The sequence below is a fragment of the Zhongshania marina genome, from assembly GCF_002915595.1.
In the GTDB taxonomy this organism is placed as follows: Bacteria; Pseudomonadota; Gammaproteobacteria; order Pseudomonadales; family Spongiibacteraceae; genus Spongiibacter; species Spongiibacter marinus_B.
The window spans coordinates 104,300-124,938 of record NZ_PQGG01000003.1; the positions used below are offsets into that span (position 1 = coordinate 104,300).

The 20,639-nt window shown below is 49.9% G+C and carries 20 protein-coding genes; 9 read left to right on the forward strand and 11 right to left on the reverse strand.

Translation table 11 applies throughout. The features are described from left to right. Positions 1 to 9 precede the first annotated feature (9 nt). The 3 genes from C0068_RS01160 to C0068_RS01170 form a co-directional block, all read right to left on the reverse strand. The gene (locus tag C0068_RS01160; protein ID WP_199176074.1) at positions 10 to 2,145 is read right to left on the reverse strand and encodes a xanthine dehydrogenase family protein molybdopterin-binding subunit; all 2,136 of its coding nucleotides are present in this window, start codon (positions 2,143 to 2,145) and stop codon (positions 10 to 12) included. After that, complete coding sequence (locus tag C0068_RS01165; RefSeq protein WP_103682659.1) at positions 2,142 to 2,615, reverse strand: (2Fe-2S)-binding protein; 474 nt, start codon at positions 2,613 to 2,615, stop codon at positions 2,142 to 2,144. Before C0068_RS01165 ends, C0068_RS01160 begins: the two co-directional genes overlap by 4 nt. Positions 2,616 to 2,848: 233 nt before the next feature. After that, the gene (locus C0068_RS01170) at positions 2,849 to 4,294 is read right to left on the reverse strand and encodes a coniferyl aldehyde dehydrogenase (RefSeq protein ID WP_103682660.1); all 1,446 of its coding nucleotides are present in this window, start codon (positions 4,292 to 4,294) and stop codon (positions 2,849 to 2,851) included. Positions 4,295 to 4,494: 200 nt separating this feature from the next. Here C0068_RS01170 and C0068_RS01175 point away from each other — a divergent pair, with 200 nt between their 5' ends. Continuing rightward, on the forward strand, positions 4,495 to 5,178 hold the full coding sequence (locus tag C0068_RS01175; protein WP_146047813.1) for a hypothetical protein: 684 nt from the start codon (positions 4,495 to 4,497) through the stop codon (positions 5,176 to 5,178). Positions 5,179 to 5,243: 65 nt separating this feature from the next. On the opposite strand, the gene C0068_RS01180 is transcribed toward C0068_RS01175, so the two are convergent. The 5 genes from C0068_RS01180 to tkt form a co-directional block, all read right to left on the reverse strand. Beyond that, positions 5,244 to 5,612, reverse strand: coding sequence for a hypothetical protein (locus C0068_RS01180; protein ID WP_146047814.1), 369 nt, complete (start codon positions 5,610 to 5,612; stop codon positions 5,244 to 5,246). 263 nt (positions 5,613 to 5,875) lie between these two features. Beyond that, complete coding sequence (fba, locus tag C0068_RS01185) at positions 5,876 to 6,940, reverse strand: class II fructose-bisphosphate aldolase (protein ID WP_103682663.1); 1,065 nt, start codon at positions 6,938 to 6,940, stop codon at positions 5,876 to 5,878. 100 nt (positions 6,941 to 7,040) lie between these two features. After that, a complete protein-coding gene (locus C0068_RS01190) occupies positions 7,041 to 8,204 on the reverse strand; it encodes a phosphoglycerate kinase (protein ID WP_103682664.1) in 1,164 nt (387 codons plus the stop codon). 120 nt (positions 8,205 to 8,324) lie between these two features. Continuing rightward, entirely contained in the window at positions 8,325 to 9,326 is a 1,002-nt protein-coding gene (locus tag C0068_RS01195) for a type I glyceraldehyde-3-phosphate dehydrogenase (RefSeq protein WP_103682665.1), read from the reverse strand. Positions 9,327 to 9,517: 191 nt separating this feature from the next. Continuing rightward, on the reverse strand, positions 9,518 to 11,515 hold the full coding sequence (tkt, locus tag C0068_RS01200) for a transketolase (protein ID WP_103682666.1): 1,998 nt from the start codon (positions 11,513 to 11,515) through the stop codon (positions 9,518 to 9,520). 163 nt (positions 11,516 to 11,678) lie between these two features. Between tkt and C0068_RS01205 the strand changes: the two genes are divergently transcribed. The 8 genes from C0068_RS01205 to C0068_RS01240 all read left to right on the forward strand — a co-directional run bounded on the left by C0068_RS01205 (position 11,679) and on the right by C0068_RS01240 (position 18,162). After that, a complete protein-coding gene (locus tag C0068_RS01205; protein WP_103682667.1) occupies positions 11,679 to 12,116 on the forward strand; it encodes a low molecular weight protein-tyrosine-phosphatase in 438 nt (145 codons plus the stop codon). 88 nt (positions 12,117 to 12,204) lie between these two features. Next, positions 12,205 to 13,227 carry an ArsR/SmtB family transcription factor gene (locus C0068_RS01210; RefSeq protein ID WP_103682668.1) on the forward strand — a complete coding sequence of 341 codons (1,023 nt, stop codon included), beginning with the start codon at positions 12,205 to 12,207 and terminating at the stop codon, positions 13,225 to 13,227. A gap of 36 nt (positions 13,228 to 13,263) precedes the next feature. Further along, positions 13,264 to 14,472 carry a methionine adenosyltransferase gene (gene metK / locus C0068_RS01215; protein WP_103682669.1) on the forward strand — a complete coding sequence of 403 codons (1,209 nt, stop codon included), beginning with the start codon at positions 13,264 to 13,266 and terminating at the stop codon, positions 14,470 to 14,472. Positions 14,473 to 14,526: 54 nt separating this feature from the next. After that, on the forward strand, positions 14,527 to 14,886 hold the full coding sequence (locus C0068_RS01220) for a four helix bundle protein (protein WP_103682670.1): 360 nt from the start codon (positions 14,527 to 14,529) through the stop codon (positions 14,884 to 14,886). A 64-nt stretch (positions 14,887 to 14,950) separates the two neighbouring features. After that, the gene (gene ahcY / locus C0068_RS01225) at positions 14,951 to 16,324 is read left to right on the forward strand and encodes an adenosylhomocysteinase (RefSeq protein WP_103682671.1); all 1,374 of its coding nucleotides are present in this window, start codon (positions 14,951 to 14,953) and stop codon (positions 16,322 to 16,324) included. 129 nt (positions 16,325 to 16,453) lie between these two features. Further along, positions 16,454 to 17,287 (forward strand): methylenetetrahydrofolate reductase [NAD(P)H], encoded by an 834-nt coding sequence (metF, locus tag C0068_RS01230; protein ID WP_103682672.1) that lies wholly within the window; start codon positions 16,454 to 16,456, stop codon positions 17,285 to 17,287. A gap of 312 nt (positions 17,288 to 17,599) precedes the next feature. Beyond that, positions 17,600 to 17,845, forward strand: a complete 246-nt coding sequence (locus C0068_RS01235; protein WP_103682673.1) for a type II toxin-antitoxin system CcdA family antitoxin — start codon at positions 17,600 to 17,602, stop codon at positions 17,843 to 17,845. Next, the gene (locus tag C0068_RS01240; protein WP_103682674.1) at positions 17,845 to 18,162 is read left to right on the forward strand and encodes a CcdB family protein; all 318 of its coding nucleotides are present in this window, start codon (positions 17,845 to 17,847) and stop codon (positions 18,160 to 18,162) included. Before C0068_RS01235 ends, C0068_RS01240 begins: the two co-directional genes overlap by 1 nt. A 74-nt stretch (positions 18,163 to 18,236) precedes the next feature. Here the strand turns inward: C0068_RS01240 and C0068_RS01245 are convergent, their stop codons facing one another. The 3 genes from C0068_RS01245 to C0068_RS01255 all read right to left on the reverse strand — a co-directional run bounded on the left by C0068_RS01245 (position 18,237) and on the right by C0068_RS01255 (position 20,563). Beyond that, positions 18,237 to 18,503, reverse strand: coding sequence for a Txe/YoeB family addiction module toxin (locus C0068_RS01245; protein ID WP_103682675.1), 267 nt, complete (start codon positions 18,501 to 18,503; stop codon positions 18,237 to 18,239). Beyond that, the gene (locus tag C0068_RS01250) at positions 18,496 to 18,750 is read right to left on the reverse strand and encodes a type II toxin-antitoxin system Phd/YefM family antitoxin (RefSeq protein WP_103682676.1); all 255 of its coding nucleotides are present in this window, start codon (positions 18,748 to 18,750) and stop codon (positions 18,496 to 18,498) included. Before C0068_RS01250 ends, C0068_RS01245 begins: the two co-directional genes overlap by 8 nt. Positions 18,751 to 19,000: 250 nt before the next feature. Then, the gene (locus C0068_RS01255; RefSeq protein ID WP_103682677.1) at positions 19,001 to 20,563 is read right to left on the reverse strand and encodes a transposase; all 1,563 of its coding nucleotides are present in this window, start codon (positions 20,561 to 20,563) and stop codon (positions 19,001 to 19,003) included. Positions 20,564 to 20,639 lie beyond the last annotated feature (76 nt).

A 20,639-nucleotide genomic window follows, 5' to 3' on the forward strand; every position in this document is an offset into this window, starting at 1 on the left:
AACAGATTTTTATGCGGTGAAGTATTCGCCCCCCGCAGGTAATTTACGCAAGCGCTTGCCCGTTGCGGCGAACAAGGCATTGGCCACTGCCGGAGCGATGACCGGCGTGCCGGGCTCACCCACCCCCGTCGGCGCTTCTGCAGACGGCACAATGTGCACCGAAACCTCGGGCATGTGGCGCATACGCAATACTTTATAGGCATCAAAATTACGCTGTTCAGGCTTGCCATCTTTTAGAGTGATTTCACTGAACATCAGTGGCGACAGCCCAAAACCAATCCCTCCTTCCATTTGCGCAGCGATCACATCGGGATTTACCGCCACACCGCAGTCAACGGCACAGGTCACTTTAACAACTTTGAATCTGCCGTCTTTCTGCGCTGCAATCTCCGCCACCTGAGCGACATAGGTGCCAAAAGATTTATGCAGTGCTACACCGCGAAAATGCCCTTCAGGCAAGGGTTTAGACCACTGCGCTTTATTTGCCGCGAGCTTTAAAACACCCTGGTAGCGAGGTTCATCTTTTAGCAGCGCCAAGCGAAACTCGACGGGGTCGCGCTCAGCTTTGTGAGCCAGCTCGTCGATAAAGGTTTCTACCGCATACGCGGTGTGAGTAGAACCCACGCTGCGCCACCACGAAATCGGTACCGCTTCTTGAGTGTTGTGGGCCTCAACGCTGAGATTAGGAATTGCGTACGGAAGGTTTGATGCACCCTCAACCGAGGTGTGATCCACGGATTTTCCCGCCCCCATAATAGACTGACCAACAATACGCTGCTGCCACGCACTGAGTTCGCCCGACGCACTCAACGCCGCCGTCACTTTGTGGACATACATCGGCCGATAATACCCACTGAGGGTGTCGTCTTCTCGGGTCCACACGAGTTTGACCGGCGCTGGGCCACCCCAAGCTTTCACAATTTCCGCCAATTCGACAGGATAATCAGACAAGGTCGTCGCACGGCGACCAAAGCTGCCGCCGGCATACAGGGTATTGATAGTGATCTGTTCAGGCGCAATGCCAAAGACCTTGGCCACATTTTGCTGATCCCAACTTTGCCCTTGGCAGCCATACCACATTTCTACGCCGCTCTTTGTCTTCTGCAAGGCGCAGTTCATGGGCTCCATCGCCGCGTGAGCTAAAAAGGGGAACTCAAACTCCGCCTCTAAAACATGCTTAGCGCTGGCCAAGGCTGGCGCCACACTGCCTTTTTTAGCCGCGCTCAAACCGGGTTTTTCAGCCAGCTTTTTGTAGTCGGCAATAATATCTGCAGAGCTTCGCTCACTGCCGCCAGTCCATTGCAATTTAAGCGCATCGCGGCCTTTTTTCGCCTGCCAAAAACTCTCTGCCAATACCGCCACGCCGCTGGGAATTTGTACCACAGCCTTCACGCCCGGCAGCGCTTTTGCTTGGCTGGCATCGACAGACTTTAAGGTGGCACCAAATAGTGGTGGATGCGCCACCACGGCGGTCAACATATTTGGCAATTGCACATCTTGGGTAAAAATGGCCGTGCCATCGGTTTTACCGCTGTCTTTCCGGCTCAGCTTGGCCTTGCCAATAAGCACAAACTCACTGGGGTCTTTGAGCGTAATTTTCTTGGGCATTGCTTGCGTAGCCGCAGCAGCCGCCAATTCACCAAAGCTAGCCTGACGGCCAGACGCGGTATGAATTACCTTGCCAGATTTAACCGCCAGACTTGAAAGCGGCTGTTTCCAGCGCTCAGCGGCGGCAGCGAGCAACATCGCTTTAGCGGTAGCGCCCGCCTCACGCATTTGGGTATATGAATTAGCGATAGCGGTGCTGCCACCGGTAAGCTGAAGCCCCATCGCCAAATTTGCATATTTTTTAGTATTTGCCGGCGCGCCCACCGTCTTTATTTGCGACCAATCTGCGTCGAGCTCCTCCGCAATAAGCGTCGCCAATCCGGTAAACGTCCCCTGGCCCATTTCCAAATGTTTAATGGTAATAACAATGGTGTTGTCCGCTTGAATAGCCACAAAGGCATTTGGCTCAAAATCGCCTGTTTCGCCCGCCGCCAATAATTGACCGCTTATACTCATGCCTAGCGTCAAACCCGCGCCGGCCTGTGCGCTGCGAATAAGAAACAATCTGCGGCTTAATCCCGCTTGAGTACTCATCATGCCACTACCTCCGTGGCCAAGCTCGACGCGGCCTGCTTAATTCCCGCGCGAATGCGTTGATACGTTGAACACCGACAGATATTGCCAGACATAAACTGATCAATATCCTCGTCGCTAGGTTTTGGCTTATCCCGTAACAATTTAACGGCGGACATTAATTGCCCCGACTGACAATAACCACATTGGTAGACAGCGAGTTCCTCCCAAGCGGTTTGCAAGGCCTTTGCCTCTGGACTGTGCTCACCTTCTATCGTCGTCACGCTCTGACCTGCTACCGCCTGTACCGGAAGCGAGCAAGAGCGCATCGCGTTCCCATTGAAATGCACAGTGCAGGCACCGCATTGGGCAATGCCGCAACCAAACTTGGTGCCGGTCATTTTCAGCTCGTCACGCAAGACCCATAACAATGGGGTGTCGGGCGCGACATCAACTTCAGCCGGCTTACCGTTAAGAGTAAAATTTATAGCCATGACGAATCTCCGTTTGTTCCGGTGAGCATTGCGTTTCAAAAACAGGAAGGGGTAGCAATTAACAGTAATAAATAAAGTGCTGAGCTTGAACGTCCGCAGCGATACTAAAATGAAAATCTAAGTTTAAGCGAGCACACCGCGCGCCTACACTATCACATTCAACGTGCTACTCAATGAGTGTATTGAACAGCACGTTGATCAAAGAAAAACGAACAAGACTAAACTTTACCGCCTCAACTCTTAAACTTCACTAAAAAATCATAAAACTGCGTGGCAAACTTACCATAGGGTGGCCGCAAAAATTTCATTGGCGAAAACGCCGGCTGGTAATAAATCGGCCGCAATTTAGAGAATGTCACAAACCCTTCATAACCATGGTAATGCCCCATTCCACTTGGGCCAACGCCGCCAAAAGGAATATCGTGCTGCGCCACATGGAACAACGCGTCGTTAACCGTCACACCGCCGGACATGATCCGCTCAATATATTCATCTTGTAATGCGCGCTTATTGGTAAAGGGATAAATTGCCAGTGGCCGGTCGTTGGCATTGACGTAGTCAATCACTTCACTTGGCTTATCGTAGCCCATCACCAGCAACAGCGGCCCAAAGGTTTCGCGGCTGCGAATATTCATGTCGGCGGTGGTATCTAAAATCAAATGCAGTGGCATCTTACGTGTTGCCGAGTCACTTCCTTGCTCGCCATGTAAATTAATTACCCGTGCGCCTTTGCTACGCGCATCCTCCAGCGTACCCTCTAGGCGCAGCATAGAGCGACCATCAATAATCGACGTGTAATCAGGGCTATTTATGTCAGGGCAGTGCTTTTTCACCCATGCCTGCGATGCACTGACAAACTCTTCAATTTTGCTATGGTGAACAAACACATAATCGACGTTGGTGCAGATTTGCCCAGCATTAAACTGCTTAATAAATAGAATGCGATCTACCGCTTTTTCTAACGGGTAATCCGGATCAACAATGGCCGGCGCCTTACCACCTAGCTCTAGCACCACCGGCGTAAGATTTTTTGCTGCCGCCGCCATCACCGCACGGCCTGTTTGACCAGAACCGGTAAACACCAATAAATCAAAGGGGATGGTTGAAAACTCTATTCCCACCTGCCCGGTTTCTTCAAAAAACACCAATTTTTCTGGCGGGAAGTAATTCGGCACTATCGAGATTAGCAAGCGAGTAAGGGCGATGGAGTTTTCAGACATTTTCACCATGACACGATTACCCGCCGCAAAGGCTGCAGTAATTTGGGTCATGCTTAGGTTAATCGGGAAATTCCACGGAATAATCAAACCAACCACACCTAGCGGCTGAGGAATCACTCTATTTTTACCACCAGGAAACATCATCTGGTCAACATGACGACGCTGAACCTTCATCCAGCCCTTCATCTTTTTAATAATGCCGTTGATGCCGTCAGTGACCGTAATAATTTCAGCAAACAAACTTTCATGGCGCGAGCGATTGCCGTAATCCTCTGATATTGCAGCAATAATGGCATCGCGGTTTTCATTGATCATACGCTTCAAGGTCAATAAATCTTGCTTACGCTGATTATAATCTGGCATTGGCTGAGCCAAATATGCCGACCGCTGGGCTTTAAATGCCCCTTGCAAGACAGATGCTTGTTCAATATTTTCCGCTATTTCAACACTGCTATTCATGGCGCTTACCCCTTCCAGATTATTATGTGTGCTTTTTAGACGTTATTTTATGGAGCATATCAAACCAATCATACACCTTGCGATGAACGAGGTCTCACCCTCGGATCATGCCCACCAGCACACCCCCATAAAACCATTTCTAGATTCTCAACATGTGAAAACCTACTATAGACCCCACCAAATAATATAGGGACAGCACAATGCTTTCACGATCTCACCTAGCCGGCGCATGGTCAGGCTTCATTTTTATGTTTTTACTTGGCGTAGGTATGTTGGTTTTTGCGCACTACATCCCCGCTCACCAACCAAGTGCATCGGCAGCCGAGGTAGCTGCAATATATCAAAATAATGTGACAGGTATCCGCATCGGAATGTTGTTCATGATGCTCGCCTCGGCATTTTATATCGCTTGGAGTATTAGCTTGTCTGCAGCAATAAAAACAATAGAAGGCGAGAACGGCTTTTTCAGCCCAGGGCAATTAATGGGCGGCACCATCGGCAGCTTGTTTTTTCTACTACCTGCTTTTTTCTTTGAATTTGCTGCTTTCAGACCCGAACGAGATGCCGAGCTTATTTTATTGTTAAATGACATTGGCTGGCTGCTATTAATCACCCCCGCGCCCCCGTTTCTACTGCAAGCACTTAGCTTAGGCGCCGCCATACTTACAGACAAAAATGCCACACCAATATTTCCGCGCTGGGCCGGCTATTTCACTCTGTGGGTAGCAGTATTGCTCATTCCTGCCATGCTGCCATTTTTCTTTAAATCAGGTGTATTTGCATGGAATGGCTTGTTTCCTTTTTGGGTACCACTGGGTATTTTTGCCGCGTGGATTAGCATAATGAGTTACTTACTATTTGCGACTGTTAAACGCCAAACCTGATCTTACCGAATACTGCATCTGTCGCACCGAAAAAGAAACCAAGGGGGCTTCGCCCCCTTTAATACTTATACTTCTAAGCTTCGCCAATCTACTTTTAGCTCTTTAGCCCAGGCTTTTATCACCTTGTCTACCTGAGGTGCACGAGTTTCCGTTACCTCACCAGACTTAGGGTGCTTAAACGTTCGCAGCGGGCGCGGTGCCGCTTTCTTACGTGGCTTTTTTAACGCTGAACTAGCACTAACTTTAGCCGTTGATTTTTTAATTCCAGGCTTTCTACCACGCTTGCTGACTGGCGTAGCTGAAGCCGAGGACAGTATTGCTAATAAATCCTCTGTACTTTGATCGTATTTTGTCATCAATGCCTGCAAATCAGTGATGAACTTAAATTTTTTATCCAACGCCTTATGTTCTTCCTGCAATTGCTTCTGCAGCATAGAGATATCCATAACTTACCTTTTAAAAAAAATTAATAATAGTATCCGCAAGGATCAAAAAGCACTTTTTGTGATTAATTTCACTACGCGCTACGGCAACTATATGAGAACAAAATTCACATAATTCAAGGGCCATTAAGCTAATAATTATTTATGACAGATATAGTGCGAAAATAATCAATTTACGCAATTAAATAAAAGGGGATTAAAAATAGAAAGAGCAGAAATCGGCTGCCCAAGAACTTGGGCAGCCAGTCAAAAATTTACTTAACTTTTGGATTCAAACGACCTGATTCATATTCCATATACATCGCCTCTAAACTCATTGGTTTGATTTTAGACGCATTGCCTGCGGTACCGAAGGCTTCATAGCGTGCAACACAGATTGCCTTCATTTCCGTAATGGTTTCTTTCAGGTATTTACGCGGGTCGAATTCGCTGGGGTTATTAGCCAAAAAGCGACGAATCGCACCGGTCGATGCCAAACGCAAATCCGTGTCGATATTTACTTTACGCACACCGTATTTAATACCTTCAGCAATTTGCTCAACCGGCACACCGTAGGTTTCAGGAATTTTGCCGCCGTATTCATTAATAATGGCCAACCAATCCTGCGGCACACTAGAACTGCCGTGCATGACTAAATGCGTGTCTGGAATTCGGGCATGAATCGCTTTGATACGGTCGATTGCCAAAATATCCCCTGTTGGTGGACGGGTAAATTTGTAAGCGCCGTGGCTAGTTCCGCAGGCAATTGCCAAAGCATCAACACCAGTTTTAGCAACAAAGTCGGCCGCTTCTTCAGGATCTGTCAGCATTTGATCGTGAGACAATGTGCCCTCTGCGCCAACGCCATCTTCCTCACCGGCTTGGCCTGTTTCCAGCGAGCCTAGGCAACCCAATTCACCCTCAACCGAAACGCCACAGGCATGGGCCATATCAACCACTTTACGGGTCACATCAACGTTGTAATCGTAATCAGCGGGTGTTTTGCCGTCTTCTAATAATGAGCCGTCCATCATCACCGAGCTAAATCCCAGCTGCATAGAGCGCTGGCAAATTGCGGGGCTGGTGCCGTGGTCTTGATGCATAACCACTGGTATTTCAGGAAATTCTTCAATTGCCGCCAAAATCATGTGGCGTAGAAATGGCGCGCCAGCGTACTTCCGCGCACCCGCAGAAGCCTGCATGATAACGGGGCTATCGGTTTCGCGGGCCGCTTCCATAATGGCGCGGGTTTGTTCTAAATTATTCACATTGAATGCCGGCACGCCATAACCGTATTCGGCGGCATGGTCCAACATTTGACGCAGACTAATAAGTGCCATCGTGAGTTCCTTTTAAGTTTTAATTTGTTTGCTAGATGCTGGACGGAAGACGGGAGAGGCTAAGAACAAAGCGTCTTCCATCTACCGTCCAGCGCCTCCCTTAACCTTTTGCCCGCTCTTCTAAGATTGCTACCGCCGGCAAGACTTTACCTTCTACATATTCTAAAAATGCACCGCCGCCGGTCGAGATGTACGACACTTGATCGGCGATGCCGAATTTATCTACGGCGGCTAGGGTATCACCACCGCCCGCGATGGAAAAAGCGCAGGATTCAGCAATAGCACAGGCGATATCTTTGGTGCCGTCGGCAAATTGATCAAACTCAAACACACCAACAGGGCCGTTCCATATAATGGTGCCGGCCTGCCTTAGTATTTCGGCAAGACATGCGGAGGACACGGGACCGATATCGAAAATCATATCGTCATTACCCATGTTTTCAACTGGGCGTAATGTTGCGGGCTCATTCACATCGAATTGCTTACCAGTAATCACATCCGTCGGAATCGGAATGTGACACTTCTCCATCAAGGCTTTAGCCTGCGGAATCAGGTCCTTTTCGTACAAGGATTTGCCCACATTGTAGCCGGCCGCCGCAAGGAAGGTATTGGCGATGCCGCCACCTACTACGAGTTGGTCAACTTTATCTGACAAGGTTTCGAGCACGGTCAATTTCGTCGATACTTTTGAGCCGCCAACAATAGCAACAAAGGGCCGTGCTGGGTTTGCCAAGGCGCGTTCTAGGTTCTCTAATTCACTGGCTAGCAAGGGGCCAGCACAAGCAATTGGCGCGTATTTAGCTACGCCGTGGGTCGATGCTTGGGCGCGATGCGCCGTGCCAAATGCGTCCATTACAAATACATCGCAAAGTGCTGCATAGGCTTTTGATAAGGTCTCGTCGTCTTTTTTCTCGCCGGCATTAAAACGCACGTTCTCTAGTAGCGCGAGCTGGCCGTTTTCGAGAGACACACCATTTTGCCAATCATTTAAAAGTGCTACTGGCGCCCCCAGTGCCTCGCTTAAATAATCGGCAACGGGTTTAAGAGAGTACTGCTCATCAAACTCACCCTCGGTCGGACGACCAAGATGGGACATCACAATGACTTTCGCGCCGGCATCAATCGCTAACTTCAAGGTTGGCAGTGCCGCACGCAGGCGCGCATCTGAACTTACTTTGCCATCGGCAATGGGTACATTCAGATCTTCACGAATCAGTACGCGTTTACCCGCCAGATCCAAATCCTGCATTTTAATTACGGCCATGTTTTTATCCCCTGCCTTTTCGAGAGTCTGTTTCAGATAAGCCATGAAGGCTTAAAAATAAAAATTTTATGCGCTAAACATTAGCGTTGACGCCAGCCATTCACAGACCGCAAAAACATCTTAGGACAGCCAGAATGCTGTCACATCCAACATGCGATTCGCGTAGCCCCACTCATTGTCGAACCAAGTAAATAAGCTAACTAGTTCACCAGCTATTCGGGTCTGCCCTGCGTCGACAATTGCCGAGCGCGGATCGTGGTTAAAATCACAGGACGCCAAGGGTTCGTCGCTATATCCCAAAATGCCAGATAGACGCCCATTTGCGGCCATCTTTAAGGCTGCGTTTACATCTTCAGCACTGACGTCGGCATCCAGACTGACAGTTAATTCCATTGCCGACACATTGTGGGTGGGAATACGCACCGCCCTCGCTGCAAAACGTCCATCCAGCTCTGGAATAATACGGCCAATACCCGCCGCTAATCCGGTATCGACTGGAATCATTGAAAGGCCAGCCGCACGGGTTTTACGCAAATCAGTGTGGTGATATGCATCCAATACCGGCTGATCATTCATCGCCGAATGAATAGTCGTAATACAACCGGAGCGCACGCCAAAAGCCTTATTTAAAACATCAATCACCGGCACAATGCCATTTGTTGTACAGGACGCGTTAGAAACAATGCGCTGCTCGGGATCAAGTTCTTGGTGGTTTAGCCCGTATACAATTGTCGGGATACCCGGCTCGCCGGGTTGCGATAGCAAAACATGGCGAGCACCGCGTTCAATATGAGCCTCTAAGTCCGCGTAGCGGCTGATCACACCCGAACATTCCAACACCACATCGACGTTATGGCGAGTCCAGTCAACATTCGCCATATCATCGTGATGGCTAACTGCAATCACGTCGTCATTAATCACTAAACTGCCGTGACGATGTTCCACAGAACCAGGGAAACGCCCGTGAGTGCTGTCGTATCGCGTTAGGTGTGCAATCGTCGCCAAATCCGCCGGCTCATTGATTGCGACGATTTGCATTTTTGTCCGCAAAGGCGATTCGTAAAGGGCGCGTAATACGCAGCGCCCTATGCGGCCGTATCCGTTTATGGCCAGTCTTAACATTAAGCTCTGCTCACGCTAATTTGCGTTCCGTAGTTGGCGGCGAAAATGGCTCCTCGCCAATGACTTTTGGCTAACACCGTCCCGCTGATCACTGCTACTCGCTCGTTTGGATTGATCAAATATCTCTCCCCGCGCCAAGATCGGCGCATTGTTAACTGCAACAGTGGCAAAGTAATCAGCGCGAACGGCTCCTAGTCCAAGCAATCTTCAACGGCTTCAACTACGGCGTCGGTGGTGATACCAAAGTATTCAAACAGGGCGTCTGCCGGTGCAGACTCACCAAAGCTGTCCATGCCGACAATGCGGCCATCCAAACCAACGTATTTGTACCAGTAGTCGCGGTGTGCCGCTTCTACCGCAACGCGGGTCGGTACGCTGCTAGGCAATACCGATTCACGGTAGTCGCCATCTTGGCTATCGAACACATCGGTGCTGGGCATAGACACTACCCGCACTTTCTTGCCTTTGGCACTCAATACCTCTTGCGCCGCCATCGCCAGCTTCACTTCTGAGCCGGTTGCAATAATGATGGCCTCTGGCTCGCCGTCACAATCGCTCAATACATAGGCACCGCGAGCAACGTTCGCCAATTGTTCAGCATCGCGCTGCTGATGCGGCAGAGCTTGGCGGGTAAAGATCAACGCCGTTGGGCCGTCAGCGCGCTCAAGCGCTGCTTTCCATGCAACCGCCGATTCGGTCATATCACAAGGACGCCACAAAGACATATTTGGAGTGCCGCGCAAGCTGGCAATTTGTTCAATTGGCTGATGGGTCGGGCCGTCTTCGCCCAAACCGATAGAGTCGTGGGTGTATATATGAATCACCCGCTGCCCCATAATCGCAGCCATACGCACGGCATTGCGAGCGTATTCCATAAATACAAGGAAGGTTGAACCGTAGTTTATAAAGCCGCCGTGCAGGGCGATACCGTTCATCATCGCTGACATACCAAACTCGCGAACACCGTAATGCAGGTAGTTGCCACTGGCGTCTTTGGCGTCGATTGCTTTTGCACCGCTCCAAATCGTTAGGTTTGAACCGGCCAAATCTGCAGAGCCACCCAATAACTCAGGCAGCATTGCACCGTAAGCGTCTAAGCAAAGCTGCGAGGCTTTGCGGGTAGCAAGGTCTTTCGACTCCGCTTGGCACTGCGCTATATAAGCATTGGCTTTGGCAGCAAAGTCGGCTGGCAAATCACCGGCAGCGCGGCGGCCAAATTCAGCTGCCAGCTCGGGGTATTTAGTGGCGTAGACTTCAAAGGTTTCATCCCAAGCCGCTTCAAGTGCTTTACCTTTGTCCTGCGCATTCCAGTCGGCATAAATTTCTTCAGGAATTTCAAAGGGCGCGTGCGGCCAGCCCAGTGCTTTGCGGGTCAGAGCAATCTCTGCTTCGCCCAGTGCGGCGCCGTGGCTTTCTTCCTTGCCCTGCTTGTTTGGTGAACCCTTACCGATAATGGTTTTGCAGCAGATAAGGGTTGGCTTGTCTTTTTCGGCGCGGGCGGCCTCAATGGCGCGGGCTATTTCTGCACTGTTGTGCCCATCAACCGCAGGAATAACGTGCCAGCCATAAGATTCAAAGCGCGCAGGAGTATCGTCGGTGAACCAACCTTCTACTTCACCGTCAATCGAAATACCGTTGTCGTCATAGAATGCGACCAGTTTACCCAAGCCCAAGGTGCCAGCCAGTGAGCACACTTCGTGGGAAATCCCCTCCATCATGCAGCCGTCGCCGAGGAAGGTGTAAGTGTAGTGGTCAACAATATCGAAACCGTCGCGGTTAAATTGCGCGGCCAATACTTTTTCCGCCACTGCCATGCCCACGGCATTGGCAATACCTTGGCCTAGCGGGCCAGTGGTCGTTTCTACACCTGGCGTGTAACCGTATTCAGGGTGACCAGGCGTGCGGCTGTGCAACTGCCGGAACTGCTGTAAATCTTCAATCGCTAAATCGTAGCCCGTGAGGTGCAACAAAGAATAAATCAGCATAGAACCGTGGCCGTTAGACAGCACAAAGCGGTCGCGGTTAACCCAAGACGGATTGTTTGGATTGTGCTGCAAATAGTCACGCCACAATACTTCGGCAATATCCGCCATCCCCATTGGGGCACCGGGGTGACCAGAGTTGGCTTTCTGAACGGCATCCATACTGAGTGCGCGAATGGCGTTAGCGAGATCACTGCGAGAGGGCATTGGTGGCTCCTGAAATTTTAGCGGGCTGCAAAGAGGCGCTATTTTCCCCTACCGGCGGCAAGACAGCAAATAGCAGAACCGTAAAAATGGCCAATTTACTTGCGCACCTAGGCCGCTGGGGCGAAAATTAGCCACTCAGCGAACAAATCAGGCTCCAAACCCCATGTTCAACAATATTTTGATGGTATGCATCGGCAATATTTGCCGCAGCCCCTCTGCCGAATACATGCTCAAGCACAAGCTGGCACACAAACCGAATATCACCATCCGCTCCGCCGGCCTCGGCGCCCTTGTCGACAAGCCCATAGACCCCAGCGCGGGACAATTACTTAGCGCCAACGGCATCGACGCCAGCGCACACCGCGCTCGCCAACTCACCACCGACATGCTGCTCAAAGCAGATTTAATTTTGGTGATGGAACAGCGCCATATAAAAGGCGTCACCGACCTTGCCCAACAAGTCAGTGGCAAAACCTTTTTGCTCGGCAAATGGTCGCAAAATCAAGCGGTTCCAGACCCTTATCGCAAAAGCATGGAAGCCTTTGAGCATGTTTACGGTCAAATCGACCAGTTTACCAATGACTGGCTGAAGTATTTATAAATGAGAGTCGGTCGTCAGACGACTGACGCCCACAAATCTATATCAATATTTTTTGATATAGATTAAAAGCCCTGCTACACTGCGCAGCATGAACGCTGCCACCCAAGCCCCAAGCAACAGCACCACCCTAGATACCGAGCTTCTGCAACTTTGCAAAGCAGGCGGTGATGCGCTGCGCTTGCAGGTTTTGCGGGTTTTAAGCCGCGACGCTTACTCGGTTCAAGAGCTGTGTCATATTCTGGACTGCCGCCAATCAGGCATGAGCCACCATTTAAAAACCCTGACTGTCGCGGGACTTATTACCAAGCGCCGCGAGGGAAATAGCTTATTTTATCGCCGCACCTACACACCCAGCTGCCCAGAGCTAAGCATGCTGCACGATGCCATGCTGAGCAGTGCCGATTTAATTAGCTTGGCGGCTGAGCAGCAGGAGCGGCTCGAACAGGTGTACGTTGAGCGCGCGGAACGCTCGCGGGCATTTTTTGCAGAGCACGCCGGTGAGTTCGGTGAACAACAGGAACAAATGGTCGCCTACAGTGTTTACGGGCAAAGCTGCTTGGAATTACTGCGCAGCAGCCAACCTCTTGGCGGTAAGCTGGCGATTGAAATCGGCCCCGGCGAAGGCGCCTTTTTAGCAGAACTGTCACCACATTATGAGAGCGTTGTTGGCGTAGACAATGCCGACGCCATGCTTAAGCGCGCCAATGAATTTATAAACCAACAAGCACTGAACAACGTATCGTTCATTCTTGGTGACAGCCGCGACACCGGCCTGCAAGAAAACGCGGCAGACTGCGTCGTCTGCAATATGGTTTTGCACCATGTGCCATCGCCAGCAGAAATATTTAAAGACGCGGCCCGCTTGTTAAAACCTGGCGGCATATTTTGCGTCACTGATTTATGTCGTCACGACCAAAGCTGGGCGCGGGATGCCTGCGGCGATTTGTGGCTGGGCTTTGAGCCCGACGACTTAACGGAGTGGGCGCAGGCAAGCGGCCTGCAGGACGGCCCCGCTGCGTATTTAGCCCAACTAAATGGATTTCGCGTACAGGTTCGGCAATTTGTAAAACCGGATCACATTCAAGCACACACCAAAAACCGCAGCGTTTAAGACAACGTCGGCAACTAAAACAGAGGACCTCGCAACATGTCTGACTACAGCATATTTACATCAGAGTCGGTGTCGGAAGGACATCCAGACAAAATGGCCGATCAGATTTCTGACGCCGTGCTCGACGCGATTATCGCCCGCGACAAATACGCCCGCGTAGCGGTAGAAACGCTGGTTAAAACCGGCATGGCGGTTGTGGCTGGCGAAGTCACCACCTCTTGCTATGTAGACCTAGAAGATATTATTCGCGACGTTATCACCGGCATTGGCTACAACAGCTCCGACGTCGGCTTTGACGGTGCAAGCTGCGCAGTACTTAACGCTATCGGCAAGCAATCTGTCGACATCAACCAAGGGGTAGACCGCGCCAGACCAGAAGACCAAGGGGCCGGCGACCAAGGTTTAATGTTTGGTTACGCCACCAACGAAACCCCATCGTTAATGCCAGCACCGCTGTTTTACTCTCACCGCCTTGTTGAGCGCCAAGCCTACCTGCGCAAAAACGGCGTGTTGCCGTGGTTGCGTCCAGACGCAAAAAGCCAAGTGACCCTGCGCTACGAAAATGGCGTACCTGTTGCGGTAGACGCCGTCGTACTATCTACCCAGCACAACCCAGAAATTTCGCAGGCTGATTTACAAGAAGCCGTGCGTGAAGAAATTATTAAAAACGTATTGCCGGCTGAACTGCTCCACGCAGACACCAAATTTCACATCAACCCCACCGGCAAATTTGTGATCGGCGGCCCAGTAGGCGACTGCGGTTTAACTGGCCGTAAAATTATCGTCGACACCTACGGCGGCATGGCCCGTCACGGCGGCGGCGCGTTCTCCGGCAAAGACCCATCGAAGGTTGACCGCAGCGCGGCGTATGCTGGCCGTTATGTGGCAAAAAATATCGTCGCTGCAGGTCTGGCTGATCGCTGCGAAATCCAAGTGTCTTACGCAATCGGTGTTGCGGAACCCACATCGATCTCAATCAACACCTTCGGCACCGGCAAGGTTAGCGACGCAAAATTAATCGCAGCGGTACGTGAAGTATTCGACCTGCGCCCCTACGGCATCACCAAAATGCTCGATCTGGCTCACCCCATGTACCAACCCACCGCAGCCTACGGCCACTTCGGCCGCGACCCGTATGAACACACTTATACATGGAAGGAAAATGGCGAAACCAAATCTGAAACCAGCACGGCATTTAGCTGGGAAAAGACGGATCGGGCTGAAGCTTTGAAAGCAGCGCTTTAAAGCTAAGTCGGGTGTCTGAGGTCGGATGTCTGACGTAAAACATGGAGTACTGCCATGGATCGGCGGAAGTATCAAAAATTATTGGTTTGGCAAGAGGCTATGAATTTAGTTGTCGGGGTATATCACGCCACAGAGCGATTACCAACAATTGAGCGGTTTGGGCTTTGCCAACAGTTACGAAGAGCAGCGATAAGCATTCCGTCGAATATTGCGGAAGGTTCTGGCCGCCACAGCGACAAAGATTTTATACGTTTTTTAAATATCGCGAATGGCTCTTTATTGGAAGTAGAAACGCAGCTGCTCATTGCACTGCAATTACAGTATCTAGAAGAAATTAGTGAGTTACAAAATAGCATCGACAAAATTTTTGCGATGCTAAGTAGCTTAAAACGCAAATTAAAAACTGAGGACTAGCGTCTTTTTCGTCAGACATCCGACACCAGACGTCCGACCACGATTTTAAAATGAGGAATACAACATGACTACATTCACCGATTACAAAGTAGCCGACATCAGCCTAGCCGCTTGGGGCCGCAAAGAACTCAGCATTGCCGAAGGCGAAATGCCTGCGCTGATGGCGTTGCGCAATAAATACGGTGCGGACAAGCCGTTAGCGGGCGCTAAAATTTTGGGCTGTATTCACATGACGATTCAAACCGGCGTGTTAATCGAAACCTTGATCGAGCTGGGCGCAGAAGTGCGCTGGTCATCTTGTAATATTTTCTCTACCCAAGACCACGCAGCTGCCGCTATTGCCGCTGCAGGCATTCCAGTTTTTGCATGGAAAGGCGAAACCGAAGAAGAATACGAGTGGTGCTTAGAGCAAACCATCCTTAAAGATGGCCAGCCTTGGGATGCCAATATGGTGCTGGACGACGGCGGCGACTTAACCGGCCTGCTTCATCAGAAATACCCACAAATGATGGATCGCATTCACGGTATTACCGAAGAAACTACAACAGGTGTTCACCGCCTACAAGAAATGTTGAAGAAGGGCGAGCTAAAAGTACCTGCCATCAACGTAAATGACTCGGTGACCAAGTCGAAAAACGACAATAAATACGGCTGCCGCCACAGCTTGAACGATGCCATCAAACGCGGCACAGATCACCTGTTATCTGGCAAGAAGGCATTGGTTATTGGCTACGGTGACGTGGGCAAGGGCTCTGCACAATCACTTCGCCAAGAAGGCATGATTGTTAAAATTACTGAAGTCGACCCAATCTGTGCAATGCAAGCCTGCATGGACGGCTACGAAGTCGTATCACCCTATATCGACGGCGTTAACGATGGCAGCGAAGCCTGCATCAACAGTTTGGTTTTGGGCAACACCGACCTGCTGGTAACCACCACCGGCAACGTCAATGTCTGCGATTCCAATATGCTTAAAAGCCTAAAGAGCGGCTGTGTAGTATGTAATATCGGTCACTTCGACAACGAAATTGACACAGCCTTTATGCGCAAAAATTGGGAGTGGGAAGAAGTAAAACCACAGGTTCACCTCGTTCACCGCAATAAGGCAAACAACGACCACCTAATCCTGCTTTCGGAAGGTCGCTTGGTAAACCTAGGCAACGCAACAGGCCACCCAAGCCGCATCATGGATGGCTCATTCGCCAACCAAGTACTTGCACAAATGTACCTCTACGAGCGCCGTTTTGCTGACATCGACGCCAGCCTAAAAACAGACGCTATCACCGTAAAAGTACTGCCTAAAAAGCTAGACGAAGAAGTAGCGGCCGACATGGTAGCTGGTTTCGGTGGCGTAATAACCAAGCTCAGCAAAACTCAAGCTGACTATATTGGCGTTAGCGTTGAAGGGCCGTTTAAGCCAGAGAGCTATAAGTACTAAGCGGGAGACGCTTTACGGGAGACGGAAAACGCGAAGTCTTAGCGTCTCCCATCTCCCGTCCAGCATTTAGCCGAGCAGCTTAACGAATGCGAAAAGCGCAACGCGTCCAAAACATTATCGGAATACATCATGGCAAACCGTTACAGCTTTGAATTCTTCCCGCCCAAAACCGAGGCCGGTCGCGAGAAGTTGAAAGACACCCGCAGTCAATTAGCGGCACTTAATCCTGAGTTTTTTTCTGTCACCTATGGTGCAGGCGGCTCAACCCGCGACAATACCCGCGGCATTGTATTAGAAACAAAAAAGGCTGGCTTATCCGTCGCGCCACATTTGTCTTTTGGCGGCGATGACGAGTCTGATATTTTAGAATTATTAAATAGCTACAAAGATGCGGGCATAGATCGCATTGTTGCACTGCGCGGCGACATTCCCTCCGGCATGGGCGCAACCCGTTTGGTTTACGCTCGTGAATTGGTTGAGTTTATCCGCAAGCACACCGGCGACCACTTCCAATTAGAAGTCGCGGCCTATCCTGAGGTTCACCCCGACGCAAAAAGTTACGACGCAGATATTAGCTTCTTAAAAGATAAACTGGACGCCGGCGCCAATAGCGCTATCACCCAGTATTTCTTTAGCGCAGACTCCTACTTCTACTTTTTAGAAGCCTGCGACAAAGCTGGCATCGACAAACCGATTTATCCCGGCATTATGCCAATCACTAACTACAACAATCTGGCGCGCTTCTCCCGCAACTGCGGTGCAGAAATTCCTCGCTGGCTGTCCAAGAAACTAGAAGGTTACAGCGACGACCAGCAAAGTATTATTGATTTCGGTACAGAGTTTGTGACCGAGCTTTGCCATATTTTGATGGAAGGCGGCGCACCGGGTATTCATTTTTACAGCATGAATCAGGTAGAACCGATTAAGAGCATTGCTGAAGCTGTAATGCAATCACACCCATAACCATCCCCTCCGAGGCGGTGTTTAATACAAACGCCGCCTGCATTAGCCAATCTGTAGTAAGCATTGTCGCTGACTACATTATGGTAAAACAGATTTTAGAGCGCGTATCCTAGGGCCGATGTTGGTACAAAGCGGACGTTCGCGGCGGAGTTTTTCTACAACCTCAACGCATCAATAACCGGTAGCGTTGTGGCGAAGCCACGCTTTTAGCTGTCCGGAGCCGAAGGCGCGTAGCTGATTGACTTGTTAAATGCGCCCAACTACCATAGTGCGCATCAATGATGCGCATAGACTATGCATGGAGCCACTGTGATGCAAACTGCAATTGACGGTACAACCCAAAAAAAAGCCACAAACCTCAGTATAAACAAAGAGTTACTTGCCGAGGCTAGAAACCTAAACATTAACCTTTCAGCTACACTTGAGCAGGCACTAACCGAGAAAGTACGCCAAGAGAAGCGTAAGCGATGGCTTGAGAACAACCGTGATGCCATTGATGCCTGCAATGAGCTGACCGAACAAAACGGCCTATTCTCAGATAAACACAGGGCATTCTGATGGCTCAATTTGACCTTTACGCTAATACAGATAAAGACACCAACAGAACATATCCATATTTTGTTGATATTCAAAATAGCCTACTTGACACACTAAATAGTAGAGTAGTTATCCCTCTAACTCCTGTCGGCAAATCTGACAAGAGCTACCCAGGCAATCTTTGTCCGGTTGTAAAAATTAGGAATAAAAACTATGCCCTTCTTACTCACCAGCTTACTAGTGTATCTGCGAGTTTTCTCAAAAGGAAAGACAGCTCATTGGCTTCAGTACGAGATGACATAGTCGCTGCGATAGACTTTCTGGTGACGGGCATTTAACGCCGCCAACACAGACCGAACGCAGCGAGGCCCAACCCGCGCTTTTTGCGGGCGATGTGCTTGGCCTTGTTCAATTATTTTTCATAATGGTAGCGACAAGAAATAACCGTAAGCTGTTTGGCATCTACCGCATAAACCAACCGATTAGTATCATCAATGCGCCTGGACCAAAAGCCTGCCAAATTCTCCTTTAAAGGCTCGGGCTTTCCGATACCTTCAAATGGAGATCGCTGAGTATCTTGAATGAGCTTGTTGATGCGCTTTAATGTTTTTTTATCCTGAGTCTGCCAGTACAAATAATCTGACCAAGCCTCTCCGGTCCATGAAAGAACCTCAATCATTGGTCAGCTCATGTTGTTTTGTGTTCCCGGCCCTGTACTGCTTGATGGATTTTGAAAGATGAGCAGCATTGGCCGGACTTTTTAGCAAATGAACCGTTTCCATGAGGCCATTAAACTGCTCCAAAGACATCACAACTGCGTCCTCAGAATCTCTTCGAGTAATAACAGTGTAGTCGGCATCACTAACCACTTGATCTAATACACTTTTTAGCTTATTTCGAGCATCGGAAAAACTAATAATTCTCATGGGGACTCACCCTACTTGTACAGCAAACTGATCAAGTATAACCTGTACAGCATATTGTGCAAGTGGTGCGGTCTCGCAATTTAACGAGGCTGTAGATTTTCTGATTTAGCAGAACGCATGATTCCTCGCGCCTCAAAATCTTGCTTATTTTCGGATTTCTTCACAACGCTTCCTGCTCCTTTGGATTTCTATCAGCCGCTTCGTTTTGTTCTGAGGCACCACTTTGAGCTGTAAATGGCCCTTGTTCCGCCTAATATAACCCGATTCGACCATAGCGGGAGAGCTTCTCAATATTGTGGACTAAACAATACAACTGCCACTGTCCTTGAACCTTGTCTTTGCCCCTCAGCGAGAAGCGGTTCAAGCCTTTGTTGGTACCGATGTTACCAAATACTGGCTCCACTACAGACATCCGGTGACTGTAGATCAGTTTGCCCTTGGCACTGTCGACCCGCTTTTTCATCCAGTCTGTCGCCGTCTTGCCACTATCAATAGTGAAGGCCACTTGGCGACCGTGGCCATGCCGTGTATCGGCTGATGCTGGGTTGCGCATGCAGTCAGTCTTAATTGGGCAATGGCGACAGTCGGTGAGCCTGCCCTCAAAGCTGAGCTTGAGTTTGCCGCCGGTGGTAGTGCCTTCGCTGTGCAGCCACATCTCTTTTCCTGTCGGGCAATGGCAGGTTTTCTTTGTAATATTGAGAGTAAACTCGCTGGCCGGAATGACTGACTTCTGGCCTTTCACTGTGTCCCGATGGCGCTTCCCGTACTTGGCTTTCTGATCTTTGAATTTTGGATCACGCTGACGGAATTGATTGTCGGGGATGTAGGCGTTAATCCGGTTCTTCTTCAGGAATTCGTTATTGGCTTCATTCGCAAAGCCAGTGTCAGCGGTGATGACCAAGCCTTTTCCGTAGATGGAGGCATTGATGTTTAAGCGCTCGAAGCGGTTCTCGACTCTGCCTAGAACAGGCTTGAGTGTATGGTGCTCCTGACCTTCGCCAAAGGCTTGGGCATCCACAATGATCTGGTGCTTTTTATCTACGGTGGCTACTCCGTTATAGCCTTGGATCGTGCCTTTGCTGGTCAGCATTTTGGCGGATTGGTTGTCGGTGATATTACTTTTTACTTCCTTTGGCCGTTGTCCTTGCCCCATCCTTGGGGCTGCTGTCTTTAGGAAATCGTTGATTTTCTTATACTGCTTGAACAGGGTATTGGCGGCCTGCTCGGCCCGTTGCTGGCGCACCTTCTCGTTGGGTTTACGTGCATCCAGGCGCTGATGCTCTTTGATGTGGTGCTGAATCTGTTTGCGGAGTTTGGCGGATTTCTGTGCGAGTTCGTCAAAAGTACCTGAGTGCTCTTTCGCCGCATTGGACGACATTTTGCACCCGTCGATGGCAAGCAACTCCAAACCCAGCAAGCCTTGCTGGTCACAGACCAGCAGAACCTCCTCAAACACCGCTTCAATGGCATCGGGGTAGTTGCTAACAAAACTGGCAATAAGCGTGAAGTGGGGTACCGAATCGCAGGACAGCGCCTTAAAGATAATATTGTGCTCGCACTGCCACTGGATTTCCCGACTGGAAGTGATCCCCTTGGAATAAGCAAAGAGGATAATCTTGAGCAGCACTGCCGGGTCGTAGGCCTTGCGACCACCTTCGTCATTGTTGTACTTGTCGTAGAAGACTGACAGATCGATATGATTTTCTATGAGATGGTGCAGCGTAAACTCGAAGGTACCAGGCTGAATTTGCTCGGCAAAATTGATCACAACCATCGCATCTTGGTTGTAGTTGTAAGGCTTGAACTTGGGCATGTCATCACTCCCTGATCAGATGCCTGATTTTAGCAAAAAACACTGGTTTTTAAGAGAAAATCTACAGCCTCAACGC